This window comes from Nocardia sp. NPDC005978 (assembly GCF_040614455.1).
Taxonomy (GTDB): Bacteria; Actinomycetota; Actinomycetes; order Mycobacteriales; family Mycobacteriaceae; genus Nocardia.
On sequence record NZ_JBEXUS010000041.1, the window covers coordinates 29,527 to 47,136 of the forward strand.

Sequence of the window (17,610 nt, forward strand, 5' to 3'; positions counted from 1 at the left end):
GGGGATGGATTCAGCGTCGAAGCGCCGGAGCGGCGTCGAGCAGCGCGGCGACCTCGGCCCACCCGGCGGGGGACACGATGTCGAAGTGCGAATAGGGCAGGCGGCGCACGGTGACGTGCGCGCCGCTGTCCCGCCAGCCCGCGATCTGGGCGTCGGTGCGGGCGGGCTCGGCCCCGGTGTCCGCCGCGTACAGGGCCATCGGGCCGCCGTAGTGCGGGGCGGTGGATCGGGTGACCATGCCGAGCAGCCCGGTGGCGGCGGTGCGGATGGCCCGTGCGAGTTCCGGTGCGTCCTCGGGCAGTTCGGGAAGCAGCCGATCCAGCTCGTCCGGATCCGCCAGTGCGCGGGTGGCCTGCTCGACCAGGTTCGCCAGCGGATGGGAGTCGATCAAACCGACGTAGGCGATGGTCTCCCCCGCCTGCTCGAGCAACGCGGCGACGGCGTGCGCGATGACGCCGCCGAGGGAGTAGCCCAGCAGGTGGTAGGGGCCGTGCGGCTGGATGCGGCGGATGGATGCGAGATAGTGCCGGGCCAGATCGTCGAGGGTGCCCACCTGGAACCGGTTGTCCCGCAGCGCCGGTGACTGCACACCGATGATCGGGCGGTCGCCCCGCAGCAGCCGGGCCAGTGGCCCGAACTGCCAGGCGGTGCCGCCCACGGGGTGTATGCAGAACAGCGGCGCGGCCCCGCCGCCCCGGCGCAGCTCGAGCACGTGGTCGAGGCGGCTGCCGAGCATTGCGAGACCGGCGTCGGCGGACGCGCCCGGGTTCAGCGGTAGGCCGGGGTCGGTCTCGGGGTCGTCACCACCGATCGAAACCGCTGTCCCGGAGTGGAATTGCTCCCAGCCTTCGACGCCGGTCGGGTCGGCGAAGATCGACGCCGAGGTGAGCCCGGGTGGCGCGGCGTTCGATTCGCCCCCATGAGAATCGTTGTGCGGCAGCACGAATGACGCGGTCGACGGCGCAACGCCGATGGCCCGGTCGCCCGTCTGGCTCCGGCCCGCGAGCAACGCCGCCAGTGCGCGGGCGGTCGGGGCCGCGAAGATGTCGTCGAGAACGACGTCCAGCCCCGAGCGCCGGAGTCTGCCCGTCAGCCGGACGGCGGTGAGCGAATGTCCGCCGACAGCGAAGAAGTCCGCGTCCGGCGCCAGGTCGGGGACCGAGAGCACAGCCGCCATGGCGGCGCTGATGACAGCGGGGCTCGGCGAGGCAGCCGATCCCGGTGCGACCGGCCCGCGGGCGGACGAGTCGGCTGCGAACGTCCGAGTGCCGGTGGCCGGGCGCGGGCCGGCCGAGAGGTTCGGTGCGGGCAGGGCCTTGCGGTCGATCTTCTCGCTGGCGGTGCGGGGGATCTTGTCCAGGACGACGAACGCCGCGGGGACCATGTAGGCGGGGATCGCGGCGCGCAGGCCGGCGGTCACCTCGCCGGTGTCGAGAGTTGTCGCCGCGGCGGGGATCAGGTAGGCGACCAGGCGTTGGTCGCCGGGGGTGTCCTCGCGGAGCAGGACCACGGCCTGGGCCACCCCGGGGCAGCGCAGGAGGGCGGACTCGATATCGCCGAGTTCTATGCGCTGGCCGCGCAGTTTGATCTGGGTGTCGGCCCGGCCGAGGTAGTCGAGTTCGCCGTGCGGGCCCCATTTCACCAGATCGCCGGTGCGGTACATGCGTTCGCCGGCGCCGCCGGGGTCGGCGACGAACGTCGTCGCGGTCAGGCCGGGGCGGGCGAGGTAGCCGCGGGCCAATTGCACACCGGTGAGGTAGAGATCGCCGAGGGTGTTCGGCGGGACCGGGCGGAGCGTCTCGTCGAGGACGCGGACCCCGGCCCCGGTCGCCGGGAGACCGATGGGGACGGAATCGGTGTCGGCGTCGGTGGTTTCGTGATGGGTGATGCAGACGGCGGCCTCGGTGGGGCCGTACAGGTTGAACACGCGGGTGCCGGTCAGCTCGCGCATGCGGTGGGCGGTGGCGGGCGGGAGCGCTTCACCGCCGGTCCAGACGCTGCGCAACGCTGTCGCGCCGGACAGGTCGGCTTCCTCGCTCAGCACCGTGAGCATGGAGGTCGTCATCTGAATGGCGTTCACCCGTTCATCGCGAATGAGCCCGGCCTGGTAGTACGGGTCGCGGTGCCCGTCGGGGCGGGTCAGCACGATGCGCGCACCCACGAGCAGGGGGAGGTAGAGCTCGAGGAGCGAGGCGTCGAACGTGGGCGGGGTTCGGTACAGGACGGTGTCGCCCGCGCCGAAACGCTGCTGACGCTGCAACCATTCGAAGGTGTTCACGATGGCGGCATGGCTGACGGTGACGCCCTTGGGCACCCCGGTGGAGCCCGAGGTGAACAGCAGGTAGGCGGCATTGCCGGCATGCAGCGGGGCGAGCCGGTCGGCATCGGTGATCGGGGTGGCGGAGAATCCGGTGGTGTCGACGGTGTCCAGGTCGGTGACCGGGGCCCGCTCGGTGGTGAAGCCGTCCGCGGCGCGGGTGAGAACCAGTGCCGGAGCGGCGGTTTCGAGCACGCGATCCAGTCGGTCGGCCGGTTGTGTGTGGTCGATCGGCAGGTAGACCCCGCCGGAGCGGCTGATGGCGTGCGCGGCGATCACCGAATCGATGCCGCGTTCCATGGCGACCACGACGACCGTCTCGGGGGCGATGCCACGCGAGATGAGCCAGCGCGCCACGCGATTGACCCTGGCGTGGAACTCGCCGTAGTTCAGGGTGAGTTCCCCGGCCGTCACGGCCGGGGCGTTCGGATCGAGCGGGGTCGTGGATTCCCAGCAGGCCAGGGTCGAGCCGCGGGTGTCCCGGGCGGGGGCGGCTTCCAGGATCGAGGCGACCGTCGGGGCGGGATCCGCGACCAGGGCGGCGAGCATGTCGCCGAGCCGGCGCGCCAGATGGGTTGCCAGGGAGCCGGGTACCGCCGCGGGATCGTGGTGCAGCATCAGGTCGAAGCCGTCACCGGGCAGCGCGGTCACGATCACGGGGTAGTGCGTGAGGCTGTGCACGGCGACGTCGGCGACCCGCAGATCGTGGTATTCCGGCTGGCGCAGACCGGTTTTCGGGAAGTTCTGGAAGACCACGAGGCTGTCGAAGAGCTGCCCGAGCCCGGCGGCGCGCTCGAGGGTGGCCAGGCCGAGATAGCCCAGGGCCTGCATATCGAAGCTGTCCCGCTGGAACTCCGCGAGCTGATCGACGGGCGGCCGATCCGAATCCCAGTGCAGCCGAACCGGAACCGTGTTGCTGAACAGCCCGACGGTGGACTCGACATGCGGCAGCTCCGCCGGTCGGCCCGACACCACGGTGCCGAACACCACGTCGTTGCGGCCCAGCTGCTCGGCCAGGGTCAGGGCCCACGCCGCTTGCAGCAGGGTGTTCATGGTCAGTCCGCGCTCGCGACCGAGCGCGTTCAGGGCCGAGGACAGATTGTCCGGCAGCGGAACTCGCAGGGCCACCGCCGCCGAGCGCTGTCCCGCACGACCCAGCAGCGACGGCTCGTTCAAACCGTCCAGATAGGCGCGCCACCGTTCGGTCGCCCCGGCGGCGTCGCGGGCGGTGAGCCAAGCCAGGTAGTCGCCGTAATAGCCCGGCGTGGCGCGTCTTTCACCACTCGAGGCGGCGACGCCCGAGTGATACAGCGTGAGCGCCTCGCGCAGCATGATCGGAACCGACCAGCCGTCCGCCAGCAGATGATGGGCGGTGAGGATCAGCCGGTGCGAGGAGTCGGTCAGCTGGATCAGCAGCACCCGCAACAGCGGCGGCCGTGCGATGTCGAAGGGTTCGTTTCCGGCCCGGTGTGCGAGTTCGGTGGCTTCGATCTCGGCCGCATCGGAGGCCAGATCACGCAGATCCGCTGTACGCCAGCGCAGGTGCGGATCGAGGGGAACCACCTGCACCGGCTGGTCGAACTGTTCGTAGCAGAAAGCCGCACCCAGGTTCGGATGCCGCTCGACCACTCGCGCGAACGCCGCCGCCAGCCGTGCCGGATCGGCCGGTCCGGTCAGATCGAACCGCGCCGTCATGGTGTAGACGTCCGCTTCCCCGTCCCGCAGCGCGTGATAGAGCAGCCCTTCCTGAAGCGGCGACAGCGGCAGCACGTCGGCGATCGGCCCGTACTCGGCGGTCAGCTCGTCGATCTGCCGCTGCGACAGCGCAATCGAGGCGGAAGGGCCATCTCCCACCCACCCGGCGGCGAGGTCGCGCACGGCCCTTTCGCGACGGTCCGGATCCACGTCAGATCCCGCAACCGATTCCATTCCAGTCCGAAAGTGGACATTCCCCTGCTCCGATGGCCGCGACGACGCGAATGACGCGATGTACTTCCGCCGCACCGAACTCGGCTGCGGCGAAATGGAAGTCGGCGCGCCGGCGCCTCGTGGCGAAACTTCCGCTTCAGCCGCCGTCGCCGACCGCGCCAGCTCGCCCAGACCGCGCCGGGTCAGCAGTTCCTGCGGGGTCAGCAGTAGTCCGCGCTCACGCAGGCGACTGCTGACGGTGATCGCGGTGATGCTGTCGCCGCCGACCCCGAAGAAGTCGTCGTCCACGCCGACCGCGTCGTGGCCCAGTGCGACGGAGACGATCTCGCAGATCGTGATCTCCGCCGGGGTGGTGGCCGAGCGCCCGGCCGCGATCGAATCCGGGTCCGGCAACGCGGCGCGATCCACCTTGCCGTTGACGGTGAACGGCAGCTCGCTGAGCACGACGACCCGCGCGGGCACCAGGTGATCCGGCACCGAATCGGCCAGCCGCGAACGTAGTTCGAGCACGTCCGGCTCGCCGGGCCGCACCGGCACCACGTAGCCGATGAGCATGGCCCGGCCCGCGATCTCTCGAATATCCGCGGCGGCCGCCCGCACCTGCGGCAGCGCGCCGAGCGCGGCTTCGACCTCGCCCAGCTCGACCCGGTGCCCACGGATCTTGACCTGATTGTCGACCCGGCCCAGGTATTCGTAACCCCGCCCGGCGACCCAGCGCGCCCGGTCACCGGTGCGGTACATGCGCGCACCCGGCGGCCCGAACGGGTCGGGCACGAACCGTTCGGCCGTGGCCCCCGGCCGCCCGAGGTAGCCGCGCGCGACGTTCGCCCCCGCGAGGTACAACTCCCCCGCCCGCGCATCGTCGACAAGTTGTAACCCGTTGTCGAGCAGATAGATTCGCGCGCCAGTCAGCGGTTGCCCGATGACGGGCGCGTCCTCGGTCACCGCCGCGCGCGTGGCGTCCACCGCGCCCTCGGTCGGCCCGTACAGGTTGACGGCGTTCAACCCATCCGCCTGGATCCCGCGCCACAACTCCGGCGGGCACCCCTCGCCCCCGAGCGCCACCAGCCGCGGCGCGACATCCGCGAGCCCGTGCTCGAGCAACGCCCCGACGAACCCCGGGGTCCCGTCCACGACGTCGATCCCGTCCCGCTCGAATGCCGCGACCAGCTCTACCGGATCTCGCCGAATAGCACTGTCGTACAGACGAACCCGGTGTCCATCCACCAGCCACAACAGCGGATCCAGCGCGGCGTCGAATGCGAACGAGGTGGTGTGCGCGACCCGCAACGGCCGGTCACACCCCCGCGCGGCGGCGAACATCCCACCCCTGTGTGCCGCAAGAAGATTCGTCAGTGCACCGTGCTCGACCAGCACACCCTTGGGCCGCCCGGTGGACCCGGACGTATAGATCAGATACGCACCCTGATTCGGCGCGATCACCACCTGGTCATCGCCGGCGCCGGGATAGCGCGCCAACTCGGCGGCGAACGTCGGGTCGTCGAGAACGAGCACCGTCGGGCTCGACCCCGCGGTCCCGCGTGCGCTCGGCACAGCGACCTTCGAATCCACCGGCGAATCACCGTCCCCGACCGCGGCATCCGCCGAGCACGCTCCGCTCACCGCGGAGTCCGAGCCCGCCGCGTCCACGCCGTCGACTACCCGCGCCGCACCGACGGAGACGGCGGACGACACGGAATCGACCGATACCACGTCGCGCTCCGGCGTTGTCGAGGCCGGGGCGCTTCGCCCGTCCGCCCCGAGCGCTGATTCGGCGGCTGTCACGGCCGTGCTCAGCACCAGCAGTGGTGCGGCGTCGGCGATCAGCTCGCGGAGGCGGGCCGCCGGGTACTCCGGGTCGAGGGGGAGGTAGGTGCCGCCCGAGCGCCAGATGGCGAAGAGAGCCACCACGAAATCAGCGGTGCGCGGCAGGGCGACGCCCACTACCACTTCGGAGCCCGCGCCGTGGGCGCGCAGGAGGTTGGAGAGTCGGGCGACGCGATCGCCGAATTCCGCCGCGGTCCAGCGCACTTCGTCGTCCTCGAGAACAACCGCGCCGGGGTGGGTGGCGACCAAGCGCGTGAGGGCCGCGGGGACCGATTCGGGCGATGTGGCGGGACCCGGGGTGGATCGCGCCGCCAGCAGGTCGGCGCGACGCTGCGGGGTCAGCAGTTCCAGAGCTCCGACCGGCGGCTTCTCCGGACCGGTGAAGGCGTCCAGCACCCGGCACAGACCGTCCAGGCGAGCGCGGACGGCGGCCGGATCATTGGTTCGCGCATCGGATTCGAAGCCGAGCAACAGGGTTCCGCCGGGCAGCGGGGTCACGGTCAGGCCGAGGTCTTCGGGCGGGCCGCCGGCCACGTTGCGCAGCACGCCCTGCGCACCGTCGAAGTCCAGGGCGAAGTCGAAGACCTTGAGGTTGACCCCGACCCCGTGCAGCAGTTCGCCCGCACCGTGGCCGTGGAAATCGCGGGCCAGATCGTCTCCGCTGTAGCGCTGGTGCACGCGCACCTCGCGCATGGTGGCCGCGACCCGCGGGCCGAGGTCGTCGAGTCGATCGCCCGCGCCGACCCGAATCCGCAGCGGCAGCACGTTGACCGCCATCGCCGGGGTGGTCAGGGCCGCGCGGCCGACACGCCCCATGAGCAGCATGGAGATCACCACGTCGGCGGCGCCCAGGTGCCGGTTCAGGAACGCGGCGTAGGCGGCGACGAACACGTCGGCCCAGGTGATTCCGTAACGCTCGGCGCAGTCACGCAGTGCGGCAAGGGTTTCGGCCGGGAGCACGGCTTCCGCGCGCACCGTGCGCTCCACCGCGCCGCCGACGTGCGTGCCGCGCCCGTCCAGATCGGGCCAGGGCGTCAACTGCGTGCGCCAGAACTCGCGGTCCCGTGCGAACTGTTCGCCCGCGCGATACTCCCGCTCCTCGGCGACGAGTGCGTCGATCGTTCCGAAAGTGTTTCCGGGCGCGCCCGTTCCGCGCCGCAGTGCCGTGTAGTGCGCCGCGATCCGGCGTGAGAGCAGCGCCGCGCTGTACCCGTCCACGATCAGGTGGTGGTACAGCTGCACGCACCACACGACGGTCTCGCTCAGCCGGATGATCGTGTAGTTGTACAGCTGCCGGTCCACCATGCCCCGGCAGTGTTCGGCGGCCCGGTGCCGTTCCAGCGCCACCGCCTCGTGCGCCAGGGCCAGCGGATCCGCCGCGGCGCGCAGGTCGATCATCGGCCGCAGCTCGGCCGCGGCCGCGGCGACGAATTGCCGCGGTCCGTCGGGGGTGTCGCGGAATCGCAGCCGCATGTTCTCGGCCTCGGCAACCGTTCGGCGAATGGCTTCTGCCAGCGCATCCACCCCGATCGGCGCGGTTCCGGATATCTCCAGCACTTCACCGACCAGGTAGCGGCCCGACTCGGGATCGAAGTGCTGTGCGTTCCAGATGCCCAGCTGTGGTCCGGTCAACGGCAACACGGCAACTCCCCTCACCTACAACGAGATTCGAATTCGGTGGCGCGCGAATCCGGTCCCACCGGAGACGCCGACGCAGCAGAACGTAGGTTAGCCTAAGTTTACTTAGCGTGGGGAACCTTCGATTTGCGCCGGTCAGCGCCTCATCCGGTCTGCGCGGCGTTCTCCGCCCACGGGATCACCAGTGGCGCACCGGTTTCCGGATCATCGATGATCCGGCAGCCGAGCGCGAAGACCTCACGCACCAGGCCGGCGGTCACGATGCGCCGCGGCGATCCCGCGGCGACCACCGCCCCGTCCTTCATGGCGATCAGGTGATCGGCATATCGGAACGCGTGATTCAGGTCGTGCAGCACGGCGACCACGGTCCGCCCCGACTCTCGATTGAGCTTTCGGCACAGATCCAGCAACTGAATCTGGTGCGCGATATCGAGATAGGTCGTCGGCTCGTCGAGCAGTACCACGGGCGTGTCCTGAGCCAGCACCATGGCGATCCACACCCGCTGCCGCTGCCCACCGGACAACTCGTCCACGGCCCGCGCGGACAGCTCGCTCACCCCGGTCGCGGCCATCGCGGCGGCCACCGCCTCCTCATCGGCCCGCGACCACTGCCGCAGCAGCGACTGGTGCGGATACCGCCCGCGCGCCACCAGATCCGCCACCCGAATGCCCTCGGGCGCGATGGAAGTCTGCGGCAGCAAGCCGATCCGGCGCGCGACCTCCTTGGCCGGGTACGAGGTGATCGCCCTGCCGTCCAGCAGCACCGCGCCGCTCTCGGGCGCGAGCAGCCGGGCCAGCGCGCGCAGCAGGGTCGACTTGCCGCAGGCGTTCGGCCCGATGATCACCGTGAACGCCCCGTCCGGAATGTCCACCGAGAGTTGATCACTGATCGTGCGCCCCCGATAGCCCAGGCGCACCCGGTCCGCGCGCAATCGCGCGCCGTCACCGGATTCGGCCGCTGCGGCCTGTTTTTCGAGCATCGTCCCGTCCTCCTAAGTCCGCCGGGCCTCGGCCAGCAGCAGATACACCAGATACAGCCCGCCGATCGAGACGGTGACCACGCCGACCGGCAGCGGGGTGGGCGCGAACAGGCGCTGTGCGATCCAGTCGCAGGTCACCAGCAACAGCGACCCCATGGCGGCGGCCGGGGCGAGCGCGGTCGACGGCGTGCGCGCGAGCCGGCGACCCAATTGCGGTGCGGCCAGCGCCACGAACGCGATGGGCCCGGCGACGGCGGTCGCCACGGCGGTGAGCGCCACGCTCAGCACGATGAGCAGCATGCGGGCCCGCCCCACCCGGACGCCGAACGAACTGGCCTGATCGTCACCGAGTTCGAGCACCGGCAGCCACCGCACCACCGGACCGAGCGCGAGCGCCAGCACCGCGAGAATGAGCAGCGCGGGCGCAACCTGCGGCCAGGACAACCCGTTCAGCGAGCCCGCGCCCCAGGCCGCGGCCGACATGGCTGCGTGCAGGTCGGCCCGCAGAATCAGCCAGGTGTTGACCGCCGCGAGCATGGCGCTCACCCCGATACCAACGATGATCAGCCGGAAGCCGGACACGTTGTGCCGGAAGGCCAGCAGCTGAATGGCGAGCGCGGTGGCCAGACCACCGACGAAAGCCCCGGTGGCGGTCTGGAATCCGCTGCCGCCCAGGGTCAGCATGACGATCAGCGCCCCGGTGTACGCGCCGGTGTTGAAGCCGACGATATCGGGACTGCCCAGCGGATTCCGGGTCACCGATTGCAGGATCGCCCCGCTCACCCCGAGCGCCGCGCCCAGGACCAGCGCCAGGATGACGCGCGGAAAACGCCACTCCCACACCACGAGCCGGTCGAAGCGGTGATCACCGACGAACAGCGCCCGCACCACCCGGTCGGGCGCGATGGCGTAGTCGCCGGTACCCAGCGCCACCACGCCCATGAGCAGGGCCGCGCACACCAGGGACGCACACACGACCGTGGTGCGCGTACCGACCCGCACGGTGATCCGCCGGGTGCGCACGATCAACAGCGATCGGCCGAAGTCGACGGTCGAACTCATGCGGCGCCCACCCGGGCCCGGCGCGCCAGCCAGATCAGCACGGGCGCGCCCAGGAACGCGGTGACCAGTCCGGCGGGCACCTCGTCGGGCCGGATGAGCAGGCGGCCCAGCACATCCGAGCCCAGCACCAGGATCGGCGCGAACAGCATGGAGTAGGCGATGATCCAGCGCTGATCCGGGCCGACCAACCAGCGCGCGATATGCGGCACCGCCAGCCCGATGAAGGTGATGGGACCGACCGCGGCGGTCGCGGTGCCGCACAGCAGGGTGAGCGCGGTCGCGGTGATCAGCCGGGTGCGGCCCACGTGCACGCCCAGCGCGTGCGCCAGATCCTCACCGAGGGCGAGGGCGTTGAGCGAGCGGGCGGCGAACACCGCCAGCACCAGCCCGATCCCGATGAAGGGCGCGGCCCCTGCGATGACGTCGTAGCCGCGCCCGGTGAGCGATCCCGAATCCCAGTCCCGCATTTCCTCGAAGGCGCTGGCGTTCAACAGGATCAAACCCTTGGTCAACCCGGTCAGCACCGCGGTGACCGCGACCCCGGCCAGGGTCAGCCGAATCGGATCCGCGCCCTGCCTACCCGCGGTGCCGAGCCGGTAAACCATGAGAGATACCACCGCCGCCCCCGCGAAGCCGAACCACACGTACGCGGTGATCTCGGTCGCACCGAGAAAAGCGACGGCGAGCGCGATGGCGAAAGCCGCTCCGGCATTGATGCCCAACAGGCCCGGATCAGCCAGGGGATTGCGGGTCAGACCCTGCATGAGGCATCCCGCGACCCCGAGCGCGAGGCCCGCCAGCAGGCCGAGCAGGGTGCGCGGCACCCGGTAGCCGGTGATGATCAGATGGTCCGGCGATCCGTCGTCCTGCCACAGTGCCTGCCATACCTCGCCGGCCGGAATCGATTTGGCGCCGATCAGCAGGCTGAGCAGGCACGCGGCCGCCAGCATCGCCATCGTCAGCAGCCAGCCCGGCCAGTACCGGGACCGTGCGCGCGGGCTTTCTTCCATGTATTCGTTCTCTCCGGGTGTTCGTGAGGGACGGTAACGAAGGTCTTGAAAGGTAAGGCTTGCCTACCCTAGTGTGTGAACCGTCCGATTCACAGCAACTGCTCAGGAAATTCGCAGCAGGCGCGAGTGTTGAGATCCGGTCGGACAATCTCGAAATATCCAGCCCCGCAACGCAATCGAACGCGTCCGTGCAGGGGCTCGACCGAGCACGCCCTGATGAGGGAACAGAAAGAGGTTCACCCGCAGTGAGATTCACCAAGGTCGCCCTACTCGCCGCCGCCCTGAGCACCGCCTCCGTGATTACTACCGGAGTGAGCAGTGCTGCACCGCAAGCAGATTCGGCCGATCCGACCGCAATCAACTACACCCAGACCACGACCGAGACCAACACCGTCATCACCACCGACGCGGGTTCCCTGGTCGTCGAGGACGGCGTCTTCAAGGTCAAGGCCGCCAACGGCGCAACCGTGGCGGGCACCGAACTCGCGTTCCGCGTCGACGATTTCGTCTTCCCGATCGCCGCCGACATCAGCGATCGCACCGCGACCCTGACCCCGCGCTTCGACCTCGCGCACGCGGTCTACCAGCCGGTCGCCCTGCCCTACGAGAATCAGGCGCCCTGGAAGTCCGAGTACGACCGCGAGGTCGCCGCCTGGAGCCGGCTGGGCTCGACCATCAGCCTCGGCGCCAGCATCGCCACCGTCGTCGGCGGCATCGGCGGCGCGGCCGTCGGGTGCGTCCTGGGCGCCGGTGTCGCCTTCGCCGCGACCACCCCGCTGCTGGCCCTGTTCGGCGCCGGGCCGCTGGGCGGCTGCATCGTCGGCGCGAGCCTGGTCGGCTTCCTCGGCACGCTGGCCGGCCAGATTCTCATCACCGCACCGGTCGCCATTCTGGCCGCGGTGCAGTACTTCACCACCATCAACCAGCCGTTCACTCCCCCGGCGACCAAGTAACTCAGACATAAAGGTCAGGCCCGGCTTTTCCGCCGGGCCCGGCTCATCGCGGACACTCCCGCTGCCCTCTTTCCCGGCAGCCTCGTCCGTGCGAGAGTGATGCGACAACGCGGTAGCTGCTCGGGCAAGGAAGTCACGCCATGATGTACCTGGTATGGGTCTTTCTGCCCTGTGCCGCTTTGATTTCCTGCGTCGCGGGCCATATCTGGCGCTATCGGCGCGATCGTTTTCTGGCCTACCTGTACGGGCCGCGGATCGACCGGGCGCAATGGCTGGGCAGCTTGGCCTTTCGCACCGGCGTGCCGCTGCTGGCCGCGGTGCGCGTCATCGAAATGGCCGTCTCCGGGCCGCATTCACGGGTCGAGGGCACCGCCTACGTGCTGCTGATGATCCTGCAGTTCATCGCCGTCCCGCTGGCCATCGTCGGCGCCGGGCTCATTCTGGTGCCGCCGCTCATCGCCGCCGAATCCCGGCCCCGGGTCACGCCGGTCGACCGGATCACGCTGCCGGTGCTGGTCGGCACGATGGTCACCGCGGTGCTGATCACGTTCGACCCGAACTCCACCGATGACCGGTATCGCACCGCCGAAACGCTTTTCACCTGGATTCGCTCGCTGGTCACCCTGCAGCCGAATCCCGAGGTCATGCAGCACGCACCCGCGCTGTATCAGATCCGCGGGCTGATAGTCATGGTGCTCATCGCGATCTGGCCGTACACCCGGCTGGCGGGCATCTTCACCGTGCCGCTGCTGCGGCTGGCGCGCGGGGGCGTGCGCGCCGCGCGGCGGCTGCCGGTCCCGCCGCGCCGCGAGTTGCGGCCCGATCGCGATCTCACCGCGCGGCAGTAATCGCCCCGGGTGTGACGACGGGGACTAGCGCTCGGTGTTGAGCGCGACCGCCGCACCGATCAACGCCTTGAACGCCGTCTCGTCGAGGGCGTCGTCCTCGCGAATATCGATGGCGCGGCGGGTATTGCCGTCCAGGCTGGAATTGAACAGGCCCGCCGGATCGGGCAGCAACGCGCCCTTGGCGAAGGTGACCTTCACATAGTCCTTGTAGGTCTCACCCGTACAGATCATCCCGTCGTGCGACCAGACCGGAACGCCCCGCCATTTCCACTCCTCCACGATCTCCGGATCGGCGCGCCGCACGAGGGCGCGAATCCGAGCCAGGGTCTCGCCGCGCCAATCCCCCAATTCCTCGATTCGCGCGTCGATCAGTCGTGACGGCGAATTCGAATCATCGGTAACCACCCCCGAATTCTCACCGACCGCTCGGTCTTCATCGGCTATTGCCAGCGCACACTGCGTGTCGCGACGACAGCGGCGGGCAGGCCGGCCACCGGGGAGCGACGCCGGGCGGGTGGACCGGCAGGCCGGTCCACCCGGGGCGAATCAGACGCGAACGCCGATGGTGGACAGGGCCGCCCCGAGCACGCGCAGGTGCTCCTCGGGCGATTCGACCAGCGGGAGCCGCACGGTCGGGTGCTCGATGATGCCGAGTTCGGCCAGCGCGGCCTTGGCCATGATCGCGCCCTGCGAGGTGCGCATGATCGCGTCGATCATGGGGATGAGCGAAACATGCAGCGCGCGAGCGGAATCCAGATCCCCGCGGCGCACGGCCGCGATGAGCTCGGCATTGCGGTCGGCGACGGCGTTGCCCACCACGCTCAGCACCCCGGCGGCGCCGGCGGCCAGGTACGGCAGATTGAGTTCGTCGATGCCGCAGTAGTAGGCCAGCGAGGTGCGGTTCATCACCGTCATCGCTTCGTACAGATCGCCTTTGGCGTCCTTCACCGCGCGAATCCGCGGGTGCTCGGAGAGCTCGACGATGGTGGCCGCGGTCATCTCCATGGCGGTGCGCGCGGGCACGTCGTAGAGCATGACGGGCAGTTCGGTGGCGTCGGCGACGGCCAGGCAGTGCTTGACCACACCGGCCTGCGGCGGCCGGGAGTAGTAGGGGCACACCAGCAGCAGCGCGTCCGCGCCCGCCGCTTCGGCCTCGCGGGCGCGACGCACGCTCGAGGCGGTGTCGTAGGTGCCGACGCCCGCTATCACACGGGCGCGGCCCTGCGCGCGGTCGCGGACCGCGCGCACGAGCTCGGCCGATTCGGGGTCGGTGAGGGTGGGTGATTCTCCGGTGGTGCCACCGACGACGAGGCCGTCGCATCCGGTGGCCAGGAGGTGATCGACGAGGTTGTCGAGGCCGGGTCGGCTGATCGCGCCGCCGGGCTGCATGGGGGTCACCATCGCGACGAGATTGGTGCCGAACAGCAGCTCAGCGGGGTGCTGGGGGGCGGTCATGGTTCTATGGTGCGCGGCACGATAGATCAGGTCCAGCGATGCTTTCTTGCGAGTATTGCGAAACAGAACTTAATGATCATTACCCCGGGGGTGGGTCCGCGCCGAACGGGCGGTCATCTCTTCCCCTTCCAATCTATAGCGCACCCCCGGGCTTGCGGCAAGGCCCGGGGGCGGGGGCATACTCGCTGACCTGAGCCTGGAACCAGCGAAAACGGGAGTTGCACGATGCGCGGGCCGAGACCGATGGGCGGTCCGGTCCGCGCCGACGGGACGGTGGTGGCCGCGATGCCACCGCCCGGACAGCAAGGGATGGATGCCAGTGCAGGGATATGACGAGGAACTGCGGTCCGAACGCGAGTACGTGACCGACTTGTACGCGCGCCTCGACGCCGAGCGCGCGCGGGTGAAGGGGCAGTACGCCGCCGTCCTGCGGGGCGAGGCCGGATCGCCCATGGAACGGGAATTCGAGGTGCGCGCGCTGGCCAAACAGGCCAAGCGGCTGGACGTGGCCGACAACGGGCTTTGCTTCGGGCGGCTGGACTCGATCGCCGGGGAGCGCTCGTACATCGGCCGCGTCAGCATTCTGGACGAGGCCGACGAGTTCGAGCCGCTGCTACTGGATTGGCGCGCGCCCGCGGCGCGCGCGTTCTACACCGCGACCGCCGCGACGCCCGAGAACATGCGCCGGCGTAGGCAATTCCACACGCGCGGGCGCATCGTGACGGACTTCACCGACGAGGTGCTGGGGCGTCCGGGCGAGGCCGAACGGGGTGACGCCGCGTTGCTGGCGGCGGTGAACGCCCCGCGCGGCGCGGGCATGGGCGACATCGTGGCGACCATCCAGTCCGAACAGGACGAGATCATTCGACTGGACCACCCGGGCGTCCTGGTGATCGAGGGCGGTCCGGGCACGGGCAAGACCGTGGTGGCGCTGCACCGCGTCGCGTACCTGCTGTACACCAAGCGCGAGCAGATGGAACGGCACGGCGTGCTGGTGGTCGGTCCCAATCCGGCGTTCCTGCAGCACATCAGCCGCGTGCTCCCATCGCTGGGCGAGACCAACGTCGTGTTCACCACCACCGCGGATCTGCTCCCGGGCCTGCGCGCCACGGCCGAGGACGCTCCGGAAGCGGCGCGGCACAAGGGTTCCCCGCGCATGCTCGAGGTGCTCGCGGCGGCCATCGCGGACCGGCAGCGGGTTCCGCTGGATCCGATGCCCATCGACCTGTCCGACGTCACCGTGCGCATCGACGCCGAGATCGCCGGGTGGGCACGGCAGGAGGCGCGCGAGAGCGGACGCCCGCACAACGAAGCGCGGGCGGTCTTCCTCGAGATCCTCACCTGGGCACTGACCGAGCGGGCCATCGCGCGCATCGGCAAGGGCTGGCTGACCCGATCCGATCGAGAAGCCTGGGAGCAGATGCGCACCGATCTGCTCGCCGAACTCGCCGAACACAAGCGGTTCCTCGCCGCGGTGGACGAGCTCTGGCCGGTGCTGACGCCGGAAACACTGCTGTCCCAGCTGTATTCGTCGCCGGACCGCCTGGCGGCCGCGGGCGCGGATCCCGCACTGGCACGGCCGGCGGACGCGCCCTGGACGGTGTCGGACGTCCCCCTGCTCGACGAACTGGTCGACCTGCTCGGCCCGGACAAGCCCAAGGACGACAGCGCCGAACGCGAACGCCGGGCCGAGGCCGAATACGCGGCCGCCGTGCTGGAGAACATGGTCAGCCGCGAGGACATGATGGACGACGAGGACCATCTGTTCGCCACGGACATGCTCTACGGCGAGGATCTGGCGGATCGCTTCCTCGAACGCGATACCCGAGAGCTGGCCGAACGTGCGGCCGCGGACCGGGAATGGACGTACCGGCACATCGTGGTCGATGAGGCGCAGGAGCTCTCGGCGATGGATTGGCGAGTTCTCATGCGCCGCTGCCCCGGTCGTTCCTTCACCATCGTCGGCGATCTCGCCCAGCGCCGTTCGGCGGCGGGTGCGAGAGCGTGGGGTGAGATGCTGGAGCCGTACGTGCCCGGCCGCTGGGTCTACCGCTCGCTCACCGTCAACTACCGCACCCCGGCGGAGATCATGGCGGTCGCGGCGGCGGTGCTGGCCGAGTTCGCCCCCGAGGTGCGGGCCCCGGAATCGGTGCGCTCGTGCGGCGTAGAGCCCTGGTCCCGGCGGCTCGATGATGCCGAGATCCCAGGCGCCATAGCCGAATTCGTGGCCGACGAGGCCGGCAGGCCGGGCACCAGCATCGTGATCGGGCCGCCCGGGGTGCCGGGGACCGTCCCGGCCTCGGAGACCAAGGGCCTCGAATACGACGCGGTGCTCGTGGTGAACCCGGAGCGGATCCTGGCCGACGGCCCGCGCGGCGCGGCCGAGCTCTACGTCGCGCTGACCCGCGCCACTCAGCGCCTCGGCGTGCTGCACACCGCGCCGCTGCCGCGCGTCCTGGCCGGGCTCACCCCGGTCGCTTCGCACCCGGCGCCGGCACCCGCCCCGGCGGAATCGGTGCGGTAACCCGGCGGAATCGACGCGGCTGCCCGCCGCTACCGGGCGGCCCGGGTCCGAGCGGATGGGCCGGCTGGTCCTCGGCACCGCCGGGAACACCGCCGTTACGGGCCGAGAGCGAGTGTGACGGAGCTCGGGATTCGGCTCGAGCTGCGGGCAATACCTGACGCGGCGGGGCGGGACGGCGACGATGTCGAGCATGACGCAGACCGTTTCCGCCCCCGATCAGGTCGTGGCTCAGCGCTACCGCGACCCCGCGCCGTCCGCCCCGGCGGCGTGGAACCCCGTCCTGCAGGTCCTGCACGAGCATCGATCCGTGCGCCGGTACCTGCCCGATCCGGTATCCGATGAGGTTCTCGCACTGCTGATTTCGGCGGCGCAGTCCGCACCGACCTCCTCGAACCTGCAGGTGTGGAGCGTGGTCGCGGTCCGCGATCCCGAGCGCAAGGCGCGGCTGGCCGCGCTGGCCGGGGATCAGGAACACATCCGCCAGGCCCCGGTCCTGCTGGTGTGGACCGCGGACGTGGCTCGCCTGCGCGGGTTGGCCGCCGACCGCGATGCCGAGCTGACCGGCGCGGACTACCTCGAGACCAGCTACGTCGCCTTCCTGGACGCGGCGCTGGCCGCCCAGAACGCGCTGGTGGCCGCGGAGTCGCTGGGGCTGGGCACGGTGTACATCGGCGCGATCCGCAACAATCCGGAACAGGTCGCCGTCGAATTGGGCCTGCCCCCGGGCGTTTTCGCGGTCGTGGGCCTGGTCGTCGGCGTGCCCGATCCGGCCGAGGACGCCCGCGTCAAGCCGCGCCTGCCCCGGGGCGCGGTATTGCACGCCGAAACCTACGACGCCGCAGGTCAACTCGGCCACATCGCCGAGTACGAGACCCGCATCGCGGAGTTCTACGCCGAGCAGAACCTCGCGCACTCCTGGACCGAGCGGGTCCTGGGCCGCCTGCGGTCCGCCGCCGCCCTCAACGGCCGCCATCGGCTGCGCGAACAGCTGGAGGCGCAGGGCTTCCCGCTGCGCTGAACTCCGCAGCACCGAAAACCGCCGCGGCACAACACCGCCGCGGGCACCC

At 70.3% G+C, this 17,610-nt stretch carries 10 protein-coding genes; 4 read left to right on the top strand and 6 right to left on the bottom strand.

Features of this window, described 5'->3' with window-relative positions:
- Positions 1–10: 10 nt before the first annotated feature.
- From ABZ319_RS20105 to ABZ319_RS20120, 4 genes are all read right to left on the bottom strand, one after another.
- The gene (locus ABZ319_RS20105) at positions 11–7,705 is read right to left on the bottom strand and encodes an amino acid adenylation domain-containing protein (protein WP_354987952.1); all 7,695 of its coding nucleotides are present in this window, start codon (positions 7,703–7,705) and stop codon (positions 11–13) included.
- 149 nt (positions 7,706–7,854) lie between these two features.
- Positions 7,855–8,691 (bottom strand): ABC transporter ATP-binding protein, encoded by an 837-nt coding sequence (locus ABZ319_RS20110; RefSeq protein WP_354987953.1) that lies wholly within the window; start codon positions 8,689–8,691, stop codon positions 7,855–7,857.
- 12 nt (positions 8,692–8,703) lie between these two features.
- On the bottom strand, positions 8,704–9,753 hold the full coding sequence (locus tag ABZ319_RS20115) for an iron chelate uptake ABC transporter family permease subunit (protein WP_354987954.1): 1,050 nt from the start codon (positions 9,751–9,753) through the stop codon (positions 8,704–8,706).
- Positions 9,750–10,763, bottom strand: a complete 1,014-nt coding sequence (locus tag ABZ319_RS20120; protein WP_354987955.1) for an iron chelate uptake ABC transporter family permease subunit — start codon at positions 10,761–10,763, stop codon at positions 9,750–9,752. Before ABZ319_RS20120 ends, ABZ319_RS20115 begins: the two co-directional genes overlap by 4 nt.
- A gap of 245 nt (positions 10,764–11,008) precedes the next feature.
- On the opposite strand from ABZ319_RS20120, the gene ABZ319_RS20125 reads away from it, so the two are divergent.
- The gene (locus ABZ319_RS20125; RefSeq protein WP_354987956.1) at positions 11,009–11,716 is read left to right on the top strand and encodes a hypothetical protein; all 708 of its coding nucleotides are present in this window, start codon (positions 11,009–11,011) and stop codon (positions 11,714–11,716) included.
- 140 nt (positions 11,717–11,856) lie between these two features.
- Positions 11,857–12,564 carry a respiratory nitrate reductase subunit gamma gene (locus ABZ319_RS20130; RefSeq protein WP_354987957.1) on the top strand — a complete coding sequence of 236 codons (708 nt, stop codon included), beginning with the start codon at positions 11,857–11,859 and terminating at the stop codon, positions 12,562–12,564.
- A gap of 24 nt (positions 12,565–12,588) precedes the next feature.
- Here ABZ319_RS20130 and ABZ319_RS20135 read toward each other — a convergent pair whose 3' ends face one another.
- Both ABZ319_RS20135 and dapA read right to left on the bottom strand, forming a co-directional pair.
- Positions 12,589–12,969: a DUF1801 domain-containing protein gene (locus ABZ319_RS20135; RefSeq protein ID WP_354987958.1), complete on the bottom strand. Its 381-nt coding sequence runs from the start codon at positions 12,967–12,969 to the stop codon at positions 12,589–12,591.
- Positions 12,970–13,110: 141 nt separating this feature from the next.
- Positions 13,111–14,019 carry a 4-hydroxy-tetrahydrodipicolinate synthase gene (gene dapA / locus ABZ319_RS20140; protein WP_354987959.1) on the bottom strand — a complete coding sequence of 303 codons (909 nt, stop codon included), beginning with the start codon at positions 14,017–14,019 and terminating at the stop codon, positions 13,111–13,113.
- Positions 14,020–14,332: 313 nt separating this feature from the next.
- Between dapA and helR the strand changes: the two genes are divergently transcribed.
- Positions 14,333–16,543 (top strand): RNA polymerase recycling motor ATPase HelR, encoded by a 2,211-nt coding sequence (gene helR / locus ABZ319_RS20145; protein WP_354987960.1) that lies wholly within the window; start codon positions 14,333–14,335, stop codon positions 16,541–16,543.
- Positions 16,544–16,733: 190 nt separating this feature from the next.
- Positions 16,734–17,561 (top strand): NADPH-dependent oxidoreductase, encoded by an 828-nt coding sequence (locus tag ABZ319_RS20150; RefSeq protein WP_354987961.1) that lies wholly within the window; start codon positions 16,734–16,736, stop codon positions 17,559–17,561.
- The last annotated feature ends 49 nt before the right edge of the window (positions 17,562–17,610 follow it).

Bases quoted from the DNA above. Each gene is read 5' to 3' on its own strand.
- ABZ319_RS20150 (WP_354987961.1), top strand. From the start codon at position 16,734: ATGACGCAGACCGTTTCCGCCCCCGATCAGGTCGTGGCTCAGCGCTAC.
- helR (WP_354987960.1), top strand. From the start codon at position 14,333: ATGCCAGTGCAGGGATATGACGAGGAACTGCGGTCCGAACGCGAGTAC.
- dapA (WP_354987959.1), bottom strand. From the start codon at position 14,019: ATGACCGCCCCCCAGCACCCCGCTGAGCTGCTGTTCGGCACCAATCTC.
- ABZ319_RS20130 (WP_354987957.1), top strand. From the start codon at position 11,857: ATGATGTACCTGGTATGGGTCTTTCTGCCCTGTGCCGCTTTGATTTCC.
- ABZ319_RS20115 (WP_354987954.1), bottom strand. From the start codon at position 9,753: ATGAGTTCGACCGTCGACTTCGGCCGATCGCTGTTGATCGTGCGCACC.
- ABZ319_RS20110 (WP_354987953.1), bottom strand. From the start codon at position 8,691: ATGCTCGAAAAACAGGCCGCAGCGGCCGAATCCGGTGACGGCGCGCGA.
- ABZ319_RS20120 (WP_354987955.1), bottom strand. From the start codon at position 10,763: ATGGAAGAAAGCCCGCGCGCACGGTCCCGGTACTGGCCGGGCTGGCTG.